This window comes from Aliidiomarina shirensis, from assembly GCF_003987345.1.
Classification (GTDB): Bacteria; Pseudomonadota; Gammaproteobacteria; order Enterobacterales; family Alteromonadaceae; genus Aliidiomarina; species Aliidiomarina shirensis.
The window spans coordinates 462,358-483,666 of record NZ_PIPP01000001.1 but is presented as its reverse complement, the minus strand read 5'-3'; the positions used below and the strand labels follow the sequence as shown (position 1 = coordinate 483,666).

Annotated in this window: 17 protein-coding genes; 8 read left to right on the top strand and 9 right to left on the bottom strand. The window is 46.9% G+C overall.

Going from position 1 to position 21,309, the window contains the following annotated elements; genetic code table 11:
* Positions 1-84 precede the first annotated feature (84 nt).
* Positions 85-528, top strand: a complete 444-nt coding sequence (locus CWE13_RS02185; protein WP_126805691.1) for a DUF3010 family protein — start codon at positions 85-87, stop codon at positions 526-528.
* Between the two features lie 33 nt (positions 529-561).
* Here the strand turns inward: CWE13_RS02185 and CWE13_RS02180 are convergent, their stop codons facing one another.
* Positions 562-1,503 (bottom strand): 1-phosphofructokinase family hexose kinase, encoded by a 942-nt coding sequence (locus CWE13_RS02180; RefSeq protein WP_126805690.1) that lies wholly within the window; start codon positions 1,501-1,503, stop codon positions 562-564.
* Between the two features lie 262 nt (positions 1,504-1,765).
* Here CWE13_RS02180 and CWE13_RS02175 point away from each other — a divergent pair, with 262 nt between their 5' ends.
* Positions 1,766-1,975 carry a cold-shock protein gene (locus CWE13_RS02175; RefSeq protein WP_007420436.1) on the top strand — a complete coding sequence of 70 codons (210 nt, stop codon included), beginning with the start codon at positions 1,766-1,768 and terminating at the stop codon, positions 1,973-1,975.
* A 97-nt stretch (positions 1,976-2,072) separates the two neighbouring features.
* Here the strand turns inward: CWE13_RS02175 and CWE13_RS02170 are convergent, their stop codons facing one another.
* The 7 genes from CWE13_RS02170 to CWE13_RS02140 all read right to left on the bottom strand — a co-directional run bounded on the left by CWE13_RS02170 (position 2,073) and on the right by CWE13_RS02140 (position 13,914).
* Positions 2,073-3,971 carry a propionyl-CoA synthetase gene (locus CWE13_RS02170; protein ID WP_126805689.1) on the bottom strand — a complete coding sequence of 633 codons (1,899 nt, stop codon included), beginning with the start codon at positions 3,969-3,971 and terminating at the stop codon, positions 2,073-2,075.
* A 118-nt stretch (positions 3,972-4,089) separates the two neighbouring features.
* Positions 4,090-4,776, bottom strand: coding sequence for a cupin domain-containing protein (locus CWE13_RS02165; protein WP_126805688.1), 687 nt, complete (start codon positions 4,774-4,776; stop codon positions 4,090-4,092).
* Between the two features lie 214 nt (positions 4,777-4,990).
* Positions 4,991-7,219 carry an NADP-dependent isocitrate dehydrogenase gene (locus CWE13_RS02160; protein WP_126805687.1) on the bottom strand — a complete coding sequence of 743 codons (2,229 nt, stop codon included), beginning with the start codon at positions 7,217-7,219 and terminating at the stop codon, positions 4,991-4,993.
* A gap of 218 nt (positions 7,220-7,437) precedes the next feature.
* Positions 7,438-8,865, bottom strand: coding sequence for an efflux transporter outer membrane subunit (locus CWE13_RS02155; RefSeq protein WP_126805686.1), 1,428 nt, complete (start codon positions 8,863-8,865; stop codon positions 7,438-7,440).
* On the bottom strand, positions 8,858-12,007 hold the full coding sequence (locus CWE13_RS02150) for an efflux RND transporter permease subunit (RefSeq protein ID WP_126805685.1): 3,150 nt from the start codon (positions 12,005-12,007) through the stop codon (positions 8,858-8,860). The genes CWE13_RS02155 and CWE13_RS02150 overlap by 8 nt, the downstream gene beginning before the upstream one ends.
* Before the next feature lie 11 nt (positions 12,008-12,018).
* On the bottom strand, positions 12,019-13,176 hold the full coding sequence (locus CWE13_RS02145) for an efflux RND transporter periplasmic adaptor subunit (protein ID WP_126805684.1): 1,158 nt from the start codon (positions 13,174-13,176) through the stop codon (positions 12,019-12,021).
* Between the two features lie 90 nt (positions 13,177-13,266).
* Positions 13,267-13,914 carry a TetR/AcrR family transcriptional regulator gene (locus CWE13_RS02140; protein WP_198677874.1) on the bottom strand — a complete coding sequence of 216 codons (648 nt, stop codon included), beginning with the start codon at positions 13,912-13,914 and terminating at the stop codon, positions 13,267-13,269.
* 206 nt (positions 13,915-14,120) lie between these two features.
* On the opposite strand from CWE13_RS02140, the gene CWE13_RS02135 reads away from it, so the two are divergent.
* Genes CWE13_RS02135 through CWE13_RS02110 form a run of 6 tightly spaced genes read left to right on the top strand, consistent with a single transcriptional unit; the run spans position 14,121 to position 20,361 of the window.
* Positions 14,121-15,485, top strand: coding sequence for a DUF2868 domain-containing protein (locus tag CWE13_RS02135; protein ID WP_126805682.1), 1,365 nt, complete (start codon positions 14,121-14,123; stop codon positions 15,483-15,485).
* Complete coding sequence (locus CWE13_RS02130; RefSeq protein WP_126805681.1) at positions 15,485-16,852, top strand: GTPase/DUF3482 domain-containing protein; 1,368 nt, start codon at positions 15,485-15,487, stop codon at positions 16,850-16,852. The genes CWE13_RS02135 and CWE13_RS02130 overlap by 1 nt, the downstream gene beginning before the upstream one ends.
* Before the next feature lie 56 nt (positions 16,853-16,908).
* Complete coding sequence (locus CWE13_RS02125; protein ID WP_126805680.1) at positions 16,909-18,108, top strand: amino acid ABC transporter substrate-binding protein; 1,200 nt, start codon at positions 16,909-16,911, stop codon at positions 18,106-18,108.
* Between the two features lie 21 nt (positions 18,109-18,129).
* A complete protein-coding gene (locus CWE13_RS02120; RefSeq protein ID WP_126805679.1) occupies positions 18,130-18,978 on the top strand; it encodes an MTAP family purine nucleoside phosphorylase in 849 nt (282 codons plus the stop codon).
* Positions 18,971-19,639, top strand: coding sequence for a hypothetical protein (locus CWE13_RS02115; RefSeq protein ID WP_126805678.1), 669 nt, complete (start codon positions 18,971-18,973; stop codon positions 19,637-19,639). Before CWE13_RS02120 ends, CWE13_RS02115 begins: the two co-directional genes overlap by 8 nt.
* On the top strand, positions 19,639-20,361 hold the full coding sequence (locus CWE13_RS02110) for a TIGR04282 family arsenosugar biosynthesis glycosyltransferase (protein ID WP_157980921.1): 723 nt from the start codon (positions 19,639-19,641) through the stop codon (positions 20,359-20,361). The genes CWE13_RS02115 and CWE13_RS02110 overlap by 1 nt, the downstream gene beginning before the upstream one ends.
* Here CWE13_RS02110 and CWE13_RS02105 read toward each other — a convergent pair.
* Entirely contained in the window at positions 20,303-21,235 is a 933-nt protein-coding gene (locus tag CWE13_RS02105) for a radical SAM protein (protein WP_126805676.1), read from the bottom strand. The two genes, CWE13_RS02110 and CWE13_RS02105, sit on opposite strands and share 59 nt — an antisense overlap.
* Positions 21,236-21,309 lie beyond the last annotated feature (74 nt).

Genomic DNA, 21,309 nt, shown 5'->3' with positions numbered 1-21,309 from the left:
GTAATCCATAAACCTTGCTGTAAGCGTTGCATACTGTACAATGCCGGCAGAAGGCTAGGAACTAGCAGAAACGGAGAGTGAACCATGCGCGTATGCGGCATCGAAATAAAAAGTAACGAAGCAATTATCTGTTTGATGGAAATGAACGATGGATTAATGCAAATTCCTGATTGTCGACAAGTGCGCTTTCAGTTGTTGAAAGACCACGATGCCGAACAAGTACGCCGTTTTCAATTTACCTTTCGGAAATTGATTGAAGATTACAAAATTGAGCGTTTGATTATAAAAGAACGCATGCAGAAAGGTAAATTTTCGGGTTCTGCGGTAGGTTTTAAGATCGAAGCAGCGTTGCAGTTAATCGATAATGTGGACACACATTTGCTATCGAACTCTGTACAAAAAGAAATTATAAAACGTAATTCGATTCCAATTGATTACTCCGATACCGGATTAAAGATTTTTCAGGAAACTGCATTTACAGTTGCTTACGCCTACTTGATGTCGAAAGAATATAACCTCCAAGGTTAACTACAGTACGTATTTCCCGAGAAACACAGCGGTTTATCCAAGCGGCTGTGTTTTTTTATAGATTTCTTGCAACAACTCTAAATCATAGAGTTGATTACCCTTGGTTTGCACGGTAACGCAGGCAGCAGCAACACCATATCGAAAGGCTTCCGCTAACGGAGTACCTTGGTGTAGTTGATAGGTTAAAGCCGAAACAAAGCTATCTCCTGCACCTACATGGCTAACAATTTCAACTTTTGGGGGCATGTAAGCAAGCTCTTCGCCGGTTTCTGTAACTAGCAGTGCGCCGCCTTTTGCAAGCGTTACAATTAAATTTCGAACAGCACCTTTTTTAACTTCTTCGCGCATTTGGCAAAATAATGTGGGGATATCATCAAGTTCAGAATAACCTAACGATGAAAACTCTTTTCGATTTAATTTTGCAATATATGCGCCATTATAAAGTGCGCCTTGTAAAGCTGCTCCTGAACTATCTAAAATTACCTTGATACCGATTTCATTGGCTTGGTGGGTAATCTCACCATAGAAATTAGCGGGCACCGAATCAGCAATACTACCACTAAGCACGAGAAGATCAGGGTGTTGTGGGCGTTCTAACAATGCATTTCGGCAGGCTTGTAATTCGCTCTCGGAAAGATCAGGCCCGGGGAAAACAAAGTGATACATCTTTCCTGAGTAGCGCTCGATAATGGCCAAGTTTTGCCGCGTATCGGCGCTGATAGGTATGGCAAAGTAGGGCGTGTTATCTCTGGCCAAAAGTTGTTTGAGTAATTCCCCATTGAAACCACCAGCAGGGAATATGGCGAGTGCAGAGGTGCCCATACGCGAAATATTGCGCGCCACGTTAATTCCGCCACCGCCAGGTTCTTGGTGTGATTGTTGGCAACGGCTTTTGCTATCATCAAAAATGCGCTCTGTTTCACCGAAGGTATCTACAGCTGGGTTCATAGTGAAAGTGATGATGGGGAAACGCATAATTTTCCTTTTTAGCCAATTTGCAACTTAATTGCTTGTTTTTATCTTCTTTTATTAAAGTATAGCTATCTTTTCTTTACGGATGCTGTATAGTAGCCACCAATGCAAGAAAGATACAATTTAACACTCCAATTCGTCGTATTACCATAATCTTCGTCCTGTAGTTCTTAAGTTTCAGTTTATTTTTCCCGCATGACCGCACTATCCAAGCTGATACCAGCTGGAGTGCACATTTAACATTTAAAAATTTCAGGATAATATTATGTCTAATACAGTTACTGGTACCGTAAAGTGGTTTAACGAAACTAAAGGTTTTGGTTTCATCGAGCGCGAAGGCGGTCCAGATGTATTCGCTCATTTCAGCGCGATCTCTGGCAACGGTTTCAAAACTTTGGCTGAAGGCCAAAAAGTTTCTTTCACCGTTACTCAAGGCCAGAAAGGTCCTCAGGCTGAGAACATCGTAGCAATTTAATTTGCCATGATTTCTGCCTAGTTTAACTTCGGTTAAACGGACGTGAAATAAATAATAAAGGGTAGCCGTTGCGGCTACCCTTTTTCGTTTATGGGTGTTAATTCCCTAAAGCATGTTTTATTTCGTTAATACTTTCCGGATCGTCAATCGTGGATGGAACAACATAATCGTGTCCATCGGCAATTTTTCTCACTAGGTTACGTAGGATTTTACCCGATCGCGTTTTTGGTAATTGCTTTACGGTAACTGCTTTTTTAAAACATGCGAGTGCACCAATTTCTTCTCGTACCAGGGCTACTAACTCTTTCTCTAATTGCTCTGGTGTAATATCCAGACCATTCTTCATAATAATTAACCCAATAGGTTGTTGCCCTTTTAAGCTATCGCTTGCACCTACCACACAACATTCGGCAACTGCGGGGTGGCTGGCAACTACTTCCTCCATTTCACCTGTTGATAATCGATGACCGGCAACGTTAATGACATCATCCGTTCTTCCCATGATAAATACATAGCCATCGCTATCAATGTAGCCACCATCACCGCTCGCATAATAGCCGGGGAACTGTTGCAGATAGCTCGTTTGAAAGCGTTCAGAGTCGCCCCAAATTGTGGTTAAGCAGCCCGGTGGAAGCGGAAGTTGAATGGCTATGTTTCCTTGTTCATTGGCTGCAATAGGATCGCCTGAATCATCAAGTACCATAACGTTATAGCCAGGTACAGGTAGTGAAGATGAGCCCGCTTTTACACTAAGCTTTTCAATACCCGCTGGGCTTGCGCAAATCGGCCAGCCCGATTCAGTTTGCCACCAGTGATCGATAACGGGCTTTCCGGTTTTTTCTTGGGTCCACGCAAACGTTGCAGGATCTAATCGCTCGCCCGCCATGAAGATATTTTCTACGCTACTGATATCGTATTTGCGGAGAAAATCAGCTTCCGGATCTTCCTTACGTATAGCCCGAAAAGCCGTTGGCGCAGCAAAGATAGCGTTCACTTTATATTCTTCACATATTCGCCAGAAAGCGCCAGCATCAGGGGTGAATACGGGCTTTCCTTCGTAAAGAATGGTGCTGCAACCGGCAAGAAGGGGCCCATAAATGATATAGGAGTGGCCTACTACCCAACCAACGTCCGAGGCAGAAAACATGACATCGCCCGTTTCCAGATTATAAATCGCCTTCATACTGTAATGCAGGGCAGTGGCGTAACCACCGGTGTCGCGTACCACGCCTTTGGGCTTACCCGTGGTTCCTGAGGTGTACAGTATGTAAAGCGGATCATTGCTAGCGACGGTTACAGGATTGGCCGGCGTTGCTGATTCCATGGCGCGTTGCCAATCAATATCAAAACCTTCTTGCATGCTGCATACTACTTTTTTCGCGTCGGGTACGTTGTTCCGCTGATAAATTACAGTACCTAGCGGTTTGTGCTTAGCTTTAGTAATGGCCAAATCTAATAGCGGCTTATAAGGGATTAAGCGGTGCGGCTCAATGCCATGTGAAGCTGAAACAACCAATTTAGGCTGGGCATCATCAATGCGCACGGCTAATTCGTGTGCGGCAAAACCACCAAACACAACCGAATGAATAGCGCCTAAGCGGGCAACGGCAAGCATTGCTATGGTGGCTTCTGGAATCATTGGCATGTAAATAACAACACGATCACCTTTAGCGACACCTTGTTGCTGCAGAACACCCGCAAATCTTGCCACTTCGTGAAGTAGCTCAGAATAGGTATAGCTATATTTATTGCCGGTGATGGGTGAATCGTAGTAAAGCGCTATTTGCTCGCCACGGCCTTGCTCCACATGATAATCGAGGGCTAGGTAACAAATATTCAGTTCACCTCCAGCAAACCATTCATAACCGCTGGGCTGTTCAGGGTTATTGCTTAGAATTGTTTTTGGTTGCCGGAACCAGGCTAATTTCGACGCTTGTTCGCGCCAAAATTGCTCTGGATTATTGATAGAATTCTGATGTGTTTGCCGATAGTTCATACTGCTGCGCTCCGCTGCTCACAGGAAAGTGATGCGTTTTAGTGATTAAGTGACTACTGTAATTTAATCTACTCGGAACTTTAAAAAATGGAATTCGACTTTAGGTTAATGCCGCACTTTAATCGGTTGATGGAAGTTGCATGAAATCAGCGCCTATGTGCCCAACTTTCACATAAATAAGTGCTCCTTCAGAGCCGGTAAAAGGAGTGTGTTTACTCCAGCGTGGGCTGCGTAACCAGGAACCAGCAGGGTATTCGCCGTGCTCATCGCGAAATAGCCCTTCAAGCACGAAAATCTCTTCACCACCAGGGTGCATATGCGAATTAAATTGTGTGTTCGGTGCCCAACGCACAAGCGCGGTACTCATGCCATGGTGTTCATGTAAGGGCAAAACCGATAGGCCAGGAACTAAGCCAGGGCGCCATTCCATTTCATGGGTATTTAAAGCCATTTGTTGATGATCGCCACTAGCAAATTGCCAGAGCTTTACCAGTATTGTGCAACCGTCTTTACTGAATGGCGTATGTGAACTTCCTGGGGGATTGCGAATGTAGGTCCCTGCAGGGTAATCACCATGTTCATCGGAAAATACACCATCTAATACAAATATTTCTTCACCGCCACCGTGGGTATGCGCTGTGTAACCGGCGCCGGCGGAGTACTTTACAACACTCGTTGCACGAGCAATCTCACCACCTTGGCGATCAAGCATCATTCTAGATACACCGGGGAGTGGTGATTCAACATAATTGTAATGTTGTGGCGTAACTACCTCACGCTTTTCGAAATCGGCTCTTACTAACATGTTTTAGCTAACCTATATAATTACTACGATGCTGGTATGTTCGCAGTTTTGTATGAAGCACTTTAAATGTGAAAAGGATAACGTCAGTTTAACCGAAACAGTTTCATATGAGTGGCTGAAAAATCCGATAGGGGTAATTGTGTTGTACAAATAAAAAAGGCCCCTGAAGAAGGGGCCTTTTGAATTACTTAGATATATTGATGCAACCAGCTATTTATAAGCTAGCCAACACATCGTTCAAGATTTCGCTTGGACGCATCGCCTTGCTTACTAAATCTGTGTTTGGCTGGTAGTAGCCTTCAATTTCAACCGCTACACCTTGCACTTCATTTAGCTTCGCCACAATTGCATCTTCATTGCTGTGCAGCTTCTCAGCTAGTTTTGTGAAACGCGCTTTCAACTCAGCATCACTATCTTGATTAGCTAAGGCTTCTGCCCAATACATGCCAAGATAGAAGTGGCTGCCGCGGTTATCAATTTCACCCACTTTACGTGATGGTGATTTATTGGTTTCTAAGAACTTCGCAGTGGCTTGATCTAACGTATCAGCCAACACTTGCGCGCGATCGTTGCCGGTAACACGGCTCAAGTGCTCTAGAGAAGCCGCTAACGCCAAGAACTCACCGAGTGAATCCCAGCGTAGGTGGTTTTCTTCAACAAACTGCTGCACGTGTTTAGGAGCAGAACCGCCAGCACCTGTTTCAAATAAACCACCGCCATTCATGAGGGGTACAATTGAAAGCATTTTTGCACTAGTGTTCAGCTCAAGAATTGGGAACAAATCGGTAAGGTAGTCACGTAACACGTTACCCGTTACAGAAATGGTATCTTTGCCTTCTTTCATGCGCTTCAGCGTATGCACAGTCGCTTCAACAGGCGCCATGATTTGAATATCCAAACCACTGGTATCATGCTCTTGCAGGTAATCTTCTACTTTGCCAATCAACTGGCGGTCGTGAGCGCGTTCGCTATCTAACCAGAATACCGCAGGCATGCCGCTTTGCTGTGAGCGGGTTACGGCTAGTTTTACCCAATCGCGAATTGGTGCATCTTTCACTTGGCACATGCGCCATAAATCGCCTTTACCGACAGTGTGAGAGAATACAATTTCACCTTCGGTATTCAATACTTGCACTGTACCTGCAGCCGGTATTTCAAATGTTTTATCGTGCGAACCGTATTCTTCTGCTTTTTGTGCCATCAAACCAACGTTTGGCACTGTGCCCATGGTTGCTGGATCAAATGCACCATGTTCTTTACAGAAGTTGATAGTTTCCGCATAAACACCAGCGTAACAACGATCTGGAATCATTGCTTTGGTATCTTGCTGGCCACCAGCGGTATCCCACATTTTACCGCCATCGCGAATCATAGCAGGCATTGAAGCATCAATGATTACATCGCTTGGAACGTGCAGGTTGGTGATGCCCTTATCGGAGTTTACCATCGCAAGTTCAGCTTGGTTTGCATATACCGCTTTGATATCGGCTTCAATTTCTGCGCGTTTTTCCTCTGGTAACTCAGCAACTTTTGCTACCACATCGCCGAAGCCATTGGTTAAATCAACGCCGATTTCTTTAAAGGTATCGCCGTGTTTCGCGAACAAATCTTTAAAATACACTTTTACTGCGTGGCCAAATAAGATTGGATCGGAAACTTTCATCATGGTGGCTTTCAGGTGCAGTGATAATAGAACACCTTCAGATTTTGCCGCAGCCGTTTCTTTAGCGTAAAACTCTTGTAGTTTGGTTGTATTCATTACTGCCGCATCAACAACCTCGCCGGCTAGTACTTTAACGCCGTCTTTTAATACTGTTTCTTCACCGTTTTCGGCTTTTAAAACAATTTTCAAGGTATCGGCATTCTCGAACGTAGTAGATTGTTCGCTGGCATAGAAATCACCACCGTCCATATGTGCTACGTGAGTTTTCGAATCTTTACTCCAAGCACCCATGCGATGCGGATGCTTCTTCGCATAGTTTTTAACCGAAGTAGGGGCCCGGCGATCGGAGTTACCTTCACGTAACACTGGGTTTACCGCACTACCTTTAATTTTATCGTAACGTGATTTTACATCGCGCTGTTCATCGTTTTGTGGGTCAAACGGATAATCTGGTAGCGCGTAGCCTTGGCTTTGCAGTTCTTTGATAGCTGCTACAAGCTGTGGAATTGAAGCACTAATATTGGGTAATTTGATGATATTGGCTTCTGGGGTTTTTGCTAGCTCGCCTAATTCAGCTAGGGCATCACCGATGCGCTGATCTTCGCTCAAGTATTCCGGGAAGTTGGCAATAATACGGCCAGCAAGAGAGATATCACGAGTTTCAACAGAAATACCAGCTGCCTTCGTGAATGCCTGGATAATTGGCAATAAAGAGTAGGTGGCTAAGCGAGGCGCTTCATCAGTTTCGGTATAAATAATCGTTGATTTATCAGTCGACATTGTGATTCCTATTGGTTAGAGCAACGCTTTCAGGCTCCGGAAGGTAATTCCGCCGGAAAATAATGCGTTGGGAAAAAGGGTGGTAAAACACAACCCACACCCCTCAGAATTCGGCGCACAGTATGCCACTTTTATACGCAGAACTCAATGCAGATAGGTTATCTGGGGAGCCAGCACAGATAAGCAAAATCGCTTATTTGTGCTGGGTTTAAGAGGAATTACCAACCGCCGCCAAGGGCTTTAAACAGATTGGTGCTTGCGGTAAGTTGCGCATTGCGCGCGCTACTTAACGCCATTTCAACGTTTAATAATGCACGTTGTGTTTCTAGAAGTTCAAAAAAGCCAATAGCGCCACCATCGTATTGCATTTTTGCTAACCGATAGGTATCTGCAACAGCTTCGTATTCAGCTTCAGTAGCAGTTAAGCGCTGCTGGGCAATCTCGAGTAACAGTAACGCATCGCGTGTATCGCGAAATGCTGATATAACCGCTTGTTGGTATTCAAGCTCGGCAATTGCTAAACCGGCTTCCGCTGTTTCTACGGCATTGCGGCGGCGCCCAAAATCAAATATTGGTCCTGCTAAATCAGCGCCAATACTCCATGATTCTGATCCTGAGCTAAATAAATCACTTGTATCTACTGCGGCGGTGCCGAGTAGGGCATTTAGATTTAAGCTCGGGAAACGCTGCGCCACGGCAACACCAACTTCCGCTGATGCAACTTGCAGGCTAGCTTCAGCAGCACGCACATCAGGCCGGCGTTGCAGTAATTCTGAAGGCGCTATCGGTGGAAATGCAGTAGGTTGCGTTACGGCATTTAATTCACCTTCAGCAAACTCAATTTCGGCCAGCATTTCTCGTGGTGTATAACCAACTAAGATTGCCAGTGCAGAGCGAGTGGTTTGCGCTGCCTCTTCTAAATCCGGAAGCGACGCTTTCGCACTCGCCAAACTTGCTTGTGCTCGGCGCACGTTTAACGGGCTACTCGCGCCACGCTCGTGGCGATACTCCTCTATTGCAAGGGTTTGTTCTTGCGAAGCAATCATATCGAGTGCGGCTTGCCGCTGTTGCTCGATAGCAAGCAATGAGAAGTAGGTAGAAACGACATCGGTAATGAGGTTTAAGCGAATGGCTTCAGTTCCAAAAATGGATTCTTCGAGCATAGCTGCAGCGGCTTCGCGCTGCCGCGCTACTCGACCCCAAAGATCAACTTCATAGCTAAGTACACCAGCTATTGAAAACTGATTGCTTGGCTCACCGCCACCCAGCGCCGCTGGCATTACTGTTGTTGGCTGTTGCTCGCGAGCTGCAGAAGCTTGTGCGCTTAACATCGGCCATTGGTTGGCACGGCTTAAGCCAAGCTGTGATCGCGCTTGTTCAATTCGCTGCAATTGAATTTGCAATGATAGATTTTCATCAAGTGCGCGTTCTACCAGTGTGTTCAATGCAGGATCTTGGTATTGGGTCCACCATTGTTGCCACTGTTCAGCATTCGCGCTTGATTGATGGTTGGCTGCCGTTAGCAGATCGGCACCTTGTGCGTTCCAAACCTCGGGCACATCAACTTCTTGGGCCTGATAATCAGGCCCCATTGCGCAACCACTGATGATCAGAGCCGCAGCAACCGTTAGTGTAAATTTATGCATGGTTTGATTCCTCAGCATTCTCTTGCGTATCGGTTTTGCGTTCGTTTCGCCATGTGGTTATATCTTCCAAGAGCTTATAAGCGAGCGGTACGAACAATAGCGCAAGTGAACTTGCCGCTATCATGCCGCCCACCACAACGGTACCAATTTCTTGGCGGCTAACCGCACCGGCGCCACTTGCAAAAACTAACGGTAACGTACCGATAATAAAGGTTGCAGCGGTCATAATAATTGCCCGGAAACGTTGCCGAGCGGCTGCTACGGCAGCATCCGTTGAGCTCATACCTTCCTTGCGATTTTGCGCAGCAAACTCAACAATCAAGATAGCGTTCTTAGCGGCCAAACCAATGAGAACCAATAAACCTACTTGGAAATAAACATCATTGGGGAAACCTTTTAACATCGAAGCGAGTGCGCCACCGAATACTGCAAATGGAACCGCGGTTGCAACGGCAAACGGTAGGGTAATGCGCTCATATTGGGCAACGAGGATTAGCAATACCATCAGCAGGCCTAAACCGAAGGCTGAACCTGCGGCACCTGCGGCTTCATCAAGCTGGAATGCTTCACCAACCCAGCCCATTTGAATATTCTCTTCCTGCTGAAATTCACGAACCACCGCATCAATAGCATCCTTTGCTTGCCCAGTCGTGTAGCCAGGCGCTGGATCGCCCATGATTTTAGCCGCACCATAAAGATTGAAGCGATTTAGAATATCGGCACCCGACACACGTTCGAGTGTTACCAGAGAATCAACCGGCACCATTTCACCGGCGTTAGAACGCACATATACGTTGCGTAAATCATCGGGGTTATCACGATATTCGCCTTCCGCTTGCAGGTTCACTTGCCATAAGCGGCCTTGGAAGGTGAAATCGTTTACGTACATTGAGCCGATTGTAGCTTGCATAGTGCTAAACAGCTGATCTAAAGGAACACCAATTGCTTTAGCTTTTTCCCGATCAACGTGAATCATGTAGCGTGGAATATTGGTTTCCAAAGTACTGCGTACCCCAACCAGTTCCGGGCGTTCATTTAAGGCCGCAACTACTTTTTGGGCAATGGCGCTGATTTGTACTGAATCCGATTCACCACGCACTTGCAGGTATCCTTCTACACCTCCAGTTAACGAGAGCCCTTGAATTGGAGGGGGCACGAATACGAATACATTCGCTTCTTGCATACCAAAACCCATACCCATAATTTGTTCTGCAATTTCGGTTGCACTTAATCCTGGCGCTTGGCGTTCGCTCCAATCGGAAAGGTTTACGAAGCCGGCGAGTGCATTTGAACGCAGTGAGCTAGCAATGATATCGAAGCCTGCAAAAGTGGTGAAGTCATCTACGCCATCTACCGCTCTGATTTGCTCTGATAGCTGGTTTCGAAACTCCTCCGTGCGTTGCAACGAAGAAAGAGCAGGAAGCTGAGCTACCGCTAATGCAACCCCTTGATCTTCGCCCGGCACTAAGCTTGAAGGCATGCGCAGCATAAGCACAACCGTAAGCGCACAAAAGCCAACGAATAATGCAACGCCAAGTATCCAACGGCGAATCAAGAATGCAACGGTGTTTACGAAACCGTTAGTTAGTTTTTCAAAACCTCGGTTAAACAGTTGAAATGGTTTTGCTACCTTCTTGGTTTGTTTGTCCAGCAATAGAGCACACATAGCCGGAGTGAGGGTAAGTGCTACAACGCCTGAAACCACGACCGATACAGCAATTGTTACCGCAAATTGGCGGTATAATTCACCACTCAAGCCACCTAAAAATGCCACTGGTGCAAACACCGCAACCAAAACTAGGGTAGAGGATACTACTGCACCAGAAACCTGTTTCATGGTTTCTATCGAGGCTTCTTTTGCCTTCATGCCTTTTTCTGCAATCAACCGCTCTACGTTTTCCATCACGATAATAGCGTTATCAACCACAATACCAATCGCTAACACTAAACCGAACAGCGTAAGCATATTGATCGAGAAGCCCATGGCCTGCATACCTGCAAAGGTACCAATGAGCGATACTGGAATAGCCGCAACAGGAATTAACGTTGCGCGTAAGTGTTGCAAAAACAGGAAGGTTACGAGAACAACCAAGAAAACCGCCATAATCAATGTAATGATTACTTCGCGCACCGATATTTCGATGAATTCCGTGGTGTCATAAGGAACATAGTAATTCATTCCTTCAGGAAAACGGTCCGACATATCTGCTAGGGCATTGTGTACATTTCTCGCGGTTTCTAGTGCATTGGCGCCCGGTTGTAGATAAATCCCCATGGGAACCGCATCTTGGTTATTAAAGATCGCGGAAAATGCATAATTCTGTGCACCTAGCTCAGTACGGGCAACATCACCAACGCGAATTACATTGCCGTTTTCATCTGAACGAATGATAACGTTGGCAAACTCTTCTGGCGTTGTAAGTTGTGTATTCGTGGTCGCACTGATAGTAAAGGCAGTTTCCGAAGGGGTGGGTTGGGATCCGAACTGACCTGCAGCGTACTGTGCGTTTTGTTCACGGATCGCGTTCGCAACTTCGGTAGGTGAAAGGTTGAACTCAGCCAGTTTTGCTGGATCTGTCCAGATGCGCATTGAATAATCTTGTGCACCAAATAGTGAGGCATCACCCACACCTTCAACACGAACGAGCTCATCAAGCACGTTCAAGAGCGCGTAGTTACTCATTTCTAAGGTATCAACTACACCGCCTTCGGAATATAAAACGGGCACCATCAGAATATTCGTAGAGCGCGATTCCACCCGCACGCCTAGATCACGCACGGTCTGTGGTAAGCGTGAAGTAGCGGCCTGTACACGGTTATTCACGTTAATGGTTGCTTGGTCCGGATCGGTACCCATCGCAAATGAAACAGAAATTTGCAGCATGCCCGAATCGGTGCTGGTGGTTTCCATGTATAGCATATCGTCGACACCATTGATCTCTTGCTCGAGTGGTGCAGCTACTGAATTCGCAAGTACATCGGCACTGGCGCCCGGGTAAGTAGCTGAAACGACAACCTGAGGTGGCACTACATTGGGGTATTGTTCAATCGGCAACGCCCGTATGGCCACGATTCCGGCAATCATGATGATGATTGAAATAACCGACGCGAAGAGCGGCCGGTCGATAAAAAAACGTAACATTGTATTCCCTCTTAATCGCCGTTAGTAACGTTTACTGGCGCACCATCGGCAAGTGCAACATGGCCATTCACTACCAGCATATCGCCATCGTTGAGCCCACTCAGAATAACTTGTTGGCCATCTACTATTGGGCCGAGAACAACCGGTTTAGCTTTTGCGCTCTCGCTACCGTTAATAACAAAAACCTGCGCACCTTCGGGCCCTTGGCTCACAACTGAAGGGTCAACTAAGGCTACGGATGAGAATTCCTGCAGCGTGATCCTAACGCGCACAAACTGACCTGAGCGGAGTTCTTGGTTCTCGTTCGGAAATTGCGCACGCATTTCAACTTGAGAAGTTGCGGCATTCACACTTGTGTTGATGTAGTTCACGGTACCCATTTCTGAATAGGTTTCACCATCGCTGAACACTACCCAAGCGTTTGGCGTTTGGTTCGATGCGGCCTTCAAGTAGGCACGATAAATTTCGCCATCTTTTTCTGGAATCGCAAAATGAACCCGCACCTGATCGGTTTGTACTACGTTTGTTAGGAGCGCGCCGGAGCTAATTAAATTTCCTTCCGAGAGCGCTTCAATACCGGCTATGCCGCTAATTGGCGCTTCAACTCGTGCATAGCGAAGGTTACGCTCGGCATCTTTTAAATTTGATTGCGCTTGCGCTAGATTTGCATTTGCAGCGGCAATACTAGCGCGCGCTTGATCAAATTCACGCGTACTGGCGGCGTTGTTCTCATATAAATCAGCCACACGTTCCCATTCATTCTGGGCTTGTGCTTGATTTGCTTCTGCCGTAGCAAGCGCGGCTTCAGCCGAGTTTAACGCTAGCGCAAAAGGTTCTGGGTCGATCTGAAAAAGTGTTTGTCCTTTTTCGACATATTCACCTTCTGAATATTTACGTTCCTGCAGAATACCGGCAACTTGCGCACGAATTTCAACTTCGCGAACGCCCTGAATACGCCCGGGGTATTCAACGTGCTGAGTTGCAGATTGCAATGATACTTCTGCAACGGTAACCGGTGAGGGTGGCATACCACCGCCCATGCCTTGGTTTTCTGCAGAAGGTTCTCCGCTACAAGCGGCAAGAATACTAACTGCACCTAAACCAAGAACGCCACGAAGGGCAGTTTGACGCCATTGGCTATTGGATGCAGAACTTGAAACTGCTTTCATGAATAAATCTCCGTACTACGTTTTATACTGCTATCTGCACCATGAACCTTTGTATGTATCAACAAAGAGCGTGGGAGTATGCGTAAGAATTTAAAGGTTATGTAATTGGTAAATCTCATCGATACTTGCGTTGGTAACGAGACCATGCAGGTAAAATCTAAATACTTGCTCTAAGCGTTCGTGCGAAGCGCGGCTAGGAACAATGGCCTTACTTAAATAAACAGCGCCGTGCATTATTTCTCCGCATAAACACATCATTTCCTCAACGTCGATATCACGCATAGGTAAAGCAGCTTTTACCGCTTCAAACATGGGAATCCAATCATCGGTGTGTTCATGCATACGCGCGAAGTACAGCGGGGTTTCATCATGGCCAAATTCGGCACGTTCATGGACGAATAATTCAATGGTTTCTGGATGATCATCGAAAAATTGAAAGTAGGTACTCATTACCGCTTTTAATTGCTGTAACGGATCGGAATAGGCATCGTGGGCGCGCAGCATTTTGCAGCGAAGAATATCTAACTGCCGAATCAGTGCCTGCTTAAATAGCTCCTCCTTGGTAGGAAAGTGCCGATACACCGTGCCTTTACCAACACCAGCGTGTTCCGCAATGGTTTGCACATCCGCTACCTGATAACCCTTACTTGCAAAAATCAGTACAGCTGCATCAAGGATTTCTGCTTGACGCTCTTCTGCTGGTTTGTGCACGCGTTTCTTTTTCAATTCTTCTACCATGATTACCCTTAACGCCGTATTTTTGTTCACAATGGAACATGCCTGCAAAGCAAGCCATATAACTAAACCGAACGTAAACTATGCTTAAATATCAACCGGACGGACTGGTCGGTCAGTTATGTTAAAGTGCTTTTCTATGGGTGTCAATTCTTAGCTTTACTGGTAACATCAAAAAAAAGCTAAAACTTACTTCGATAAGGTGGAAAGTGAATAAATTTGAAGGGTTTGTAGTTACTGAGTTAGTACGCAAGTATGAACTACATAATGGCCCCGTTGTGGATCAGCATATACTCGCCCAAGCACGCGAAGCAGAAACTGCGGAAAAGCGCGTGGTTTCGCGCGCCGTGTTACTCGCCGAGCCACTCGGCTTTATTCAAGGCCTGAAAGATTGGTTAACCGTGCGGTTGTTGATGTTTTTCAGCCTTGCGATTATTGCTGCTATTGCTGGTTGGGGTTTGGGTAGAAGCGTTTTGGTGAGTAGCTCCGAGCCATTGAGTATCGCTTGGATTTTTATGATATTACTTGGGTTGCATGGCATTACCTTTCTCTTGTGGCTTGTACTAACCGTAGTATCGGGTAATGGCGGGGGCTTGGGGGGTAAGCTACTCGAGCTTGTTACGTCTCTACAACGAAATAAGTTTGGTATCCCTATTTTTATGGCCGTTACTCAGGTTGCCGCCAGGCATGGCTTGATGAAGCCGGCTATGTCGGTCGTAACCCATTGTTTCTGGCTGTTACTTTTAGCCGTTGCCATGCTTACCCTGTATACCCAGTTTCTCTTTAATGAATATAGCTTCCGCTGGGCAACTACCGTGCTTTCGGATGTTGAAATACGCGGTATCAGTGAAATGATTGGATGGTTGCCCGCGCAGTTCGGTTTTTCCGTACCTGAACTTGAACATTTGCTCAGCAATAACAATTTCACAAGTAATGCCATAGTGAGTAAATGGATTTTGGCGGTGTTGTTTTTCTATGGCGTGTTGCCCCGGTTATTGGCCGCGGTTATTTGCTACATCTGGTTCCTGTGTGCGAAACGTAAATTGCAACTGGATTTAACCCAACCGGGTATTAGTCATCTCTTGAATCGATTAACCCCTGTAAGTACTTCAGCGCAAGTAGTCGATGCGGACACTCATAAAGCTTCATCGTTGCAGGCTGGTGTGCCTGTTCGCACCGGGAACGGCGAGGTGGTGTTTAGCCTAGAGCATGAACTAGAGCCGGATTGGAATCATTTACTGTGGTTGAACTCTGCTGGTGTAGTTGCCAGCTCAGATGATCGCAAAATGCTGCTACAACAAATTCAGAACAAGCCACCAGCGCGAATATTAGTGCGGATTAATAGTAAGCTTTCACCTGATAGAGGTAGCTTACGCTTTCTGCAAAGCTTGCAAGAACGCTGCGGGTGCTTAAGCGCTTGGTTAGTGGGGCAAGGCTCATACGATGAACATTGGAGTGAAGCGTTGGCGGAAATTGATGTTTCTGTATTTTCACTGGCAGAAGAGGCTGTGCGCTGGGCACAGGGGGATACTCTAAGTAACCGCGAAAAAAACAAGCATAAGGACAAGCAATAATGGCGGAGTATACTCAAGATAAGCCGCTTCGGCTTGCTGTTGTAGGGCACACAAATGCAGGTAAAACCTCGTTGTTACGTACCTTACTGCAAGATGCCGCCTTTGGTGAGGTATCCTCACGGCCAAGCACTACCCGTGAAGTGGTGGCAGCACATTTATTGGTAGGCGGCGAGCCGCTTATTGCACTCTATGATACACCGGGCTTGGAAGATGGATTGAGTTTGTTTGCGGTTCTTGCCGAACAGCAAAATGAAAAGCTTCGCCACGATGGCCCCGCTCAGATTCAGCAGTTTCTTGCTTCAGCGTTAGCGGCTGATGATTTCGAACAAGAAGCAAAGGTGCTGCGGCAATTACTGCAATCCGATGCGGCACTTTACCTGATTGATGCGCGCGATCCGGTGTTACCCAAGCACCAAGATGAGCTCGATATTCTCCGCCGGTGTGGCAAACCTATTTTACCTGTTCTGAATTTTACCGCCTCGGCTGAGGCAAACTCGCAAGCATGGATGGACGCGCTCGCGAGGGTTAATCTACATGGTTGGGTTGAATTTGATACGGTAAGTTTACCTGATTATGGTGAGAAACCATTATTTGAGCATTTAAGCACATTATTACCAAGGGCGCGTGCGTTACTTCAAGATCTGTTGCGTGAGCGTTCGCAACGAGCGGTACATAAAGAACAAGCCGCAAAGCGGATAGTTGCTGAATTACTGCTTGATGTATCCGCTTATGCCGTAACGATCAAAGATAAACACAACCATGATGCGCAAATACAGGTGATGCAAAAAGCGGTAGCAGAACGCGAACAGCACTGTTTGCATGATCTCTTACGGCTTTATGGTTTTAATAAATCGGCAGTGAACTTACCTGAAGTAGCCGTAAAATCGGGAGAATGGCAATCCGATTTATTCTCGAGCGAAACCTTCAAAGCGTTTGGGATAAAGGCAAGCAAGGGCGTTGCGGCAGGTGGCGCAGCCGGAGCTTCGGTTGATCTACTGTTTGGCGGCATGACATTGGGTGCCGGAACGGTTATGGGGGCGGTTGCCGGTGGCGCCTGGCAAACATGGCAAAAGTATGGCCGTAATCTAAAGCACAAAATGCAAGGGTATTACGATGTACACATTGATGAAGCTGTCGTTCGTTTACTTGCAGCGCGGCAACAGCAATTAATTAAAGCTCTGAATAAGCGCGGGCATGCGGCTATTGAACCTTTGCAGCTTCTGAATAATGAGCAAAAATTCGAGAACCCCGAAAAATTTAAAAAGTTCTTTATGTTAGCGCGTGAACACCCTCAGTGGTCGTCTATTGATAGAACTGAGCATGTAGATAGCAATGAACGTGAGGCCTGTATTCGATTGATACTCTGAAGCAATTCGTTGTTGAGATTGTAAAGGGGTTTGGGTCAAACAACTAGGGAATAGCTATGAAGGGTAACATTAAACAAAGTGCTGGGAAGGGTGCATACCGAAGCCTGGTGTTGACCACATTTATGGCGATGGTGTCGGTGGGATGCTCCGGTGATAACAGCGCCCCAATTCGTATTGGTGCGACCATGTCGGAAACAGGTGCGTACGCAACACAAGGCATTGCCGCCCGAAATGGATACTTGCTCTGCGAAGCGCATGTGAATGCTGCCGGTGGTGTGCTCGGGCGCGATATTCAATTTATTATCCACAACGATGAATCAAATACAGAGCGTGCTCGCGAGCTTTATTCTCAATTACTAGATGAAGAAAAGGTTGACGCTATCATGGGGCCGTATGGTTCTACGCTTACTGAAGCTGTAGCCCCCATCACAGAGCAACATCGTATGGTTCATATCTCGCCGCTGGCAGCTACGAGCTCTATCTGGGAGCAAGGGCGGCATCACTTGTTTATGGTGCTACCACCGGCAGAACTCTTTTTAGTGGGCCTCATTGATTTAGCCGATGAACAAGGTTTCACACGCGTTGCGGTACTGCAAGAAGATTCCCTGTTCCCTCGGGCTGCCGGCGGTGGCGCTGTTGCCGAAGCCGAAGCGCGGGGTATGCGGGTGTTAGTGAACCACACGTATCAAAGTGGCACGGACGATTTTAGCGATGTTTTACAGCGCATAGCAGATGAGAATATTGAAGTAGTGGCCATGGCAGCCTCGGCGCTCGATGATTTTGTAAAAGTAAGGCAACAACTTGATGCGCTGGGTATTCAAATCAAGATGTTTGGTAATTCGGGGGCGGTTAGCCAATATCAAGAGGCGTTAGGTACTGCCGCTGAGGGCGATTTAGGCCTTTCGGCTTGGGAAGCCAGTTTACCAAATCCGGGTGTTGCTGAATTTGTAGCTGATTATGCCGAACGTTTTCAAATGCAGCCAAGCTTCCATGCTGCGGGTGGCTACGGTAGTTGCCAGTTATTAGTTGAAGCAGTAAGACGAGCGGGGAGTTTGCATACCGATGCCTTGCGGCAGGAGCTTCTAGAAATGGATCATACCACCGTGTTCAGCCGTTTTAAGGTAGATAGCCGCGGCTACCAGATCGCCAATCAAGGTGTATTTGTACAATGGCAAAACGGTGAGAAAGTAGTGGTTTGGCCGCCAACGCTGGCAACTGCAGAGTTGCAGCTTAGAAACGACGTTGAATCTGAATAAATACAGTATAGAGGATATTACATGCTAGCAATTATTGGCGGTTCGGGGCTGTATTCCCTCGAGGGTTTAGAACTTATTCAAGAGCATGATTTAGAAACGCCTTTTGGAAAGCCTTCAGCACCGGTTGTTGAAGGGAAACTTTACGGGCAGCGAATCCTATTTCTTTCTCGGCATGGTGCCGGGCACGCCCGTTTACCGCACGAAGTTAATTATCGCGCTAATATTTTTGCCTTAAAACAATTAGGCGCAACGCATGTGTTAGGGGTTTCAGCGGTGGGTAGCTTACGTATGGAGCTGCCACCTGGTGCGCTGGTAGTACCGAAACAATACTTTGATCATACGCGAGGTTTGCGCGAACGCTCGTTTTTTGGCAACGGCATCGCCGCGCATGTGAGTACAGCAGAGCCCGTATGCCCAAACTTGGTCGCTGATTTACAAAAAGCAGCGCAAAGTGCTGGCGTAGAATTACACACTGGGCAAACGTATGGTTGTGTTGAGGGCCCCCGGCTAGGCACACAAGCCGAGAGTTTCTTTTTACGAAACGCCGCCGCGTGTGATCTGGTGGGGATGACGAATGTGCCTGAGGTGTTCTTAGCACGAGAAGCGCAATTGGCCTATTGCACACTGTGTTTAGTAACAGATTACGATTGTTGGCTAGACGATCCTGAGCAACATGTAAGTGTTGAGAAATTCTTGGAAACCTATGCCGCAACATTGCAGCAAGGTTTAAAGGTAATTCAAGCGCTGGTACAAACACCACTTACAGAGCCTTCATCAATGGCTAAAACTGCCCTTGCCATGGCGGTGATGACGCCAGATGAAGCCCTCACGCCTGAACAACATGAATGGTTGCAGGTTTTACGTGCTTGAAAACGAAAACCAAGATAATCGCAGCACGGGTGGCCAAGGTATTCACCTTTGCGTTGTGATTCCGGTTGCTCCAGAGGAAAATCAGCACACCCAGCTGCTTGCTGACCTCGAGCAGTTGGCTTTTGTGTTTCAACAACATGAGATAGCGCTCACGGTAAGCGTTGTTTCTGCTGGTGGCAGGGCAAAAAGCTTGAACCAGGGGGCTGAGAGAAGTGCTGATGGCTTTATTTGGTTCTTGCATGCCGATTCCCGTATTACAGCTGAAAACGTCAGGGCATTAGCGCTGGCGCTGAAAAGGCAAACATCGTTGCGAACCATCTTTTATTTCAACCTTTATTTTCGGGAAGGTGGTTTGGCACGGCTAAATGCGATAGGTGCCAACCTGCGCTCTCGATTATTTAGCGCGCCGTACGGTGATCAAGGTTTTTGTATGCACCGTAGTTTATGGAAGAGGCTAGGTGGATACCGCGAAGATGTTGCATACGCTGAAGATCTATTGTTTGTGCAAGCCGCACGAAAAGTGGGTGCCGAGGTAGTTCGGGTGCCGAGCACGCTCAGTTCGAGTGCACGTAAGTATCAGCAGCAAGGCTGGTTGCACTTAACGCTGCGTTACCAACGCATTTATTGGAAATTAACGTTTAAAAATAGGTGGCAGAAGTAGTGAAGCCAAAGCATACGAATACAACCGCCGTAGCCGTTTTTGTGAAAACGCCTGGTGTATCACCGTTGAAGACAAGGCTTGCTGCAGGTATTGGTGCCGAGGCTGCCGCGGAGTTTTACCTCTTGAGTATTGCGGCGGTTGAACAGCAGCTCGCGCAGATTAAAAAACATATCGGTATAGAGCCATTTTGGGCGATAGCGGAAGAAACCGAGTTGGATAATCCGCTGTGGCAGAATCACCAGAGGTTATGGACGGGGCCGGGTGATCTTGGAGAACGACAAAGCCAAGTTTACGATGAGCTTCGCCAGAACTTTTCGCAAGTTATTCTCATTGGTGCCGATGCGCCGCAACTTTGCGAACATCAGTTTTCAGCGGTGCTTAGCGCGTTGAACGATAACGAATTCGTATTCGGCCCAGCTCATGATGGTGGTTATTATTTATTTGCTGGCCGCAGTAATATCGCACGCTCGGTGTGGCAAAACGTACCGTGGAGCACGATGAGCACGCGAGCAGTGTTACAAGAAAAGTTAGCAAAGCGATCGGCGGCATTAAAGCCATTGATGGATGTTGATGAAGCCGCTGATTTGCCGGTTATGCAGGAAGAATTACAGAAGGTGCCGGAAACTATGCGAGTTCCCGGCCAAACCGCAATTCTTGAATGGCTTAAGCGCTACACGAACCTCCACCAAGAACACAAAATTTTGCACAGTGTGGATGATTAAGCGGAACAGAGCCTGCGGCATCAGCAAGCGTTTTGCCTAAATTAAACTGCTGATCGTAGGCGAGTAGTGTGCATGCCATAACACTGGTATCACGATCACCTTTGTGTTTTACCACCATGCGCGAGCTGGCGCACATCATGGCATCAGGATTCACACCAAGAATGTCCCAGCATTCAGTGGTGATTTCTGGCACCGGCGCAGTTTCGTCCATTTCCGGAAACAACACTAAATGATGAGCGTCCCAAGCATTTAAATTGATACCAAGTTGCGCGAATAATTGCTCGTAGCCCTTGCGGAGTTCTTGTTCATCGTCGCCCCAGCGAGTGCGGCCAGCCACATCGATCTGAAAACCATTTTCAGCTAACCACTGCATACCCTCAATCATAGGCTGCCAGGAGCCGGGGCCACGCTCTTCTTCATGAAGCGCTTGAGAGTAATGATCAATACTGATGCGCATGGTTATCTTTTTTGGAAACGCATGTTTCATTTCGAGTAAACGTTTTTGTAGCCGAGGTTTAAACCGCATCGCATTGGTGAGCACGAGTACTTCAAACCCGTGGCTTAGCGTGGTTTCGAGAATATCTGCCATTTTTGGATTCAGAAAGGGTTCACCACCGGTAAAACCAATCTCCTTCGTGGGCAGATTGGTTTGCTTAATTTCGGTGAGGTAGGGCTCTACATCCGCAACATCGAGGTAAACTAAGCGATCGTTCTCTGGCGATGATTCAATGTAGCAATTCTCGCAGGTTAAGTTACAGCGAGTTCCGGTATTAAACCAAAGCGTATGTAAATTTTTTAATTCAACGCTAGCACGCGGCTCGCCCTTAGCGGTGAGCTTTGGATCCTTAAATTTCGGCCGTTCAGTTACTTCCATTCCGATACTCTCATAATCTGCATGAATGCTAATTCGTTTAGTGATTTTAGTATGTCAGGGCAAATCTAATGGAA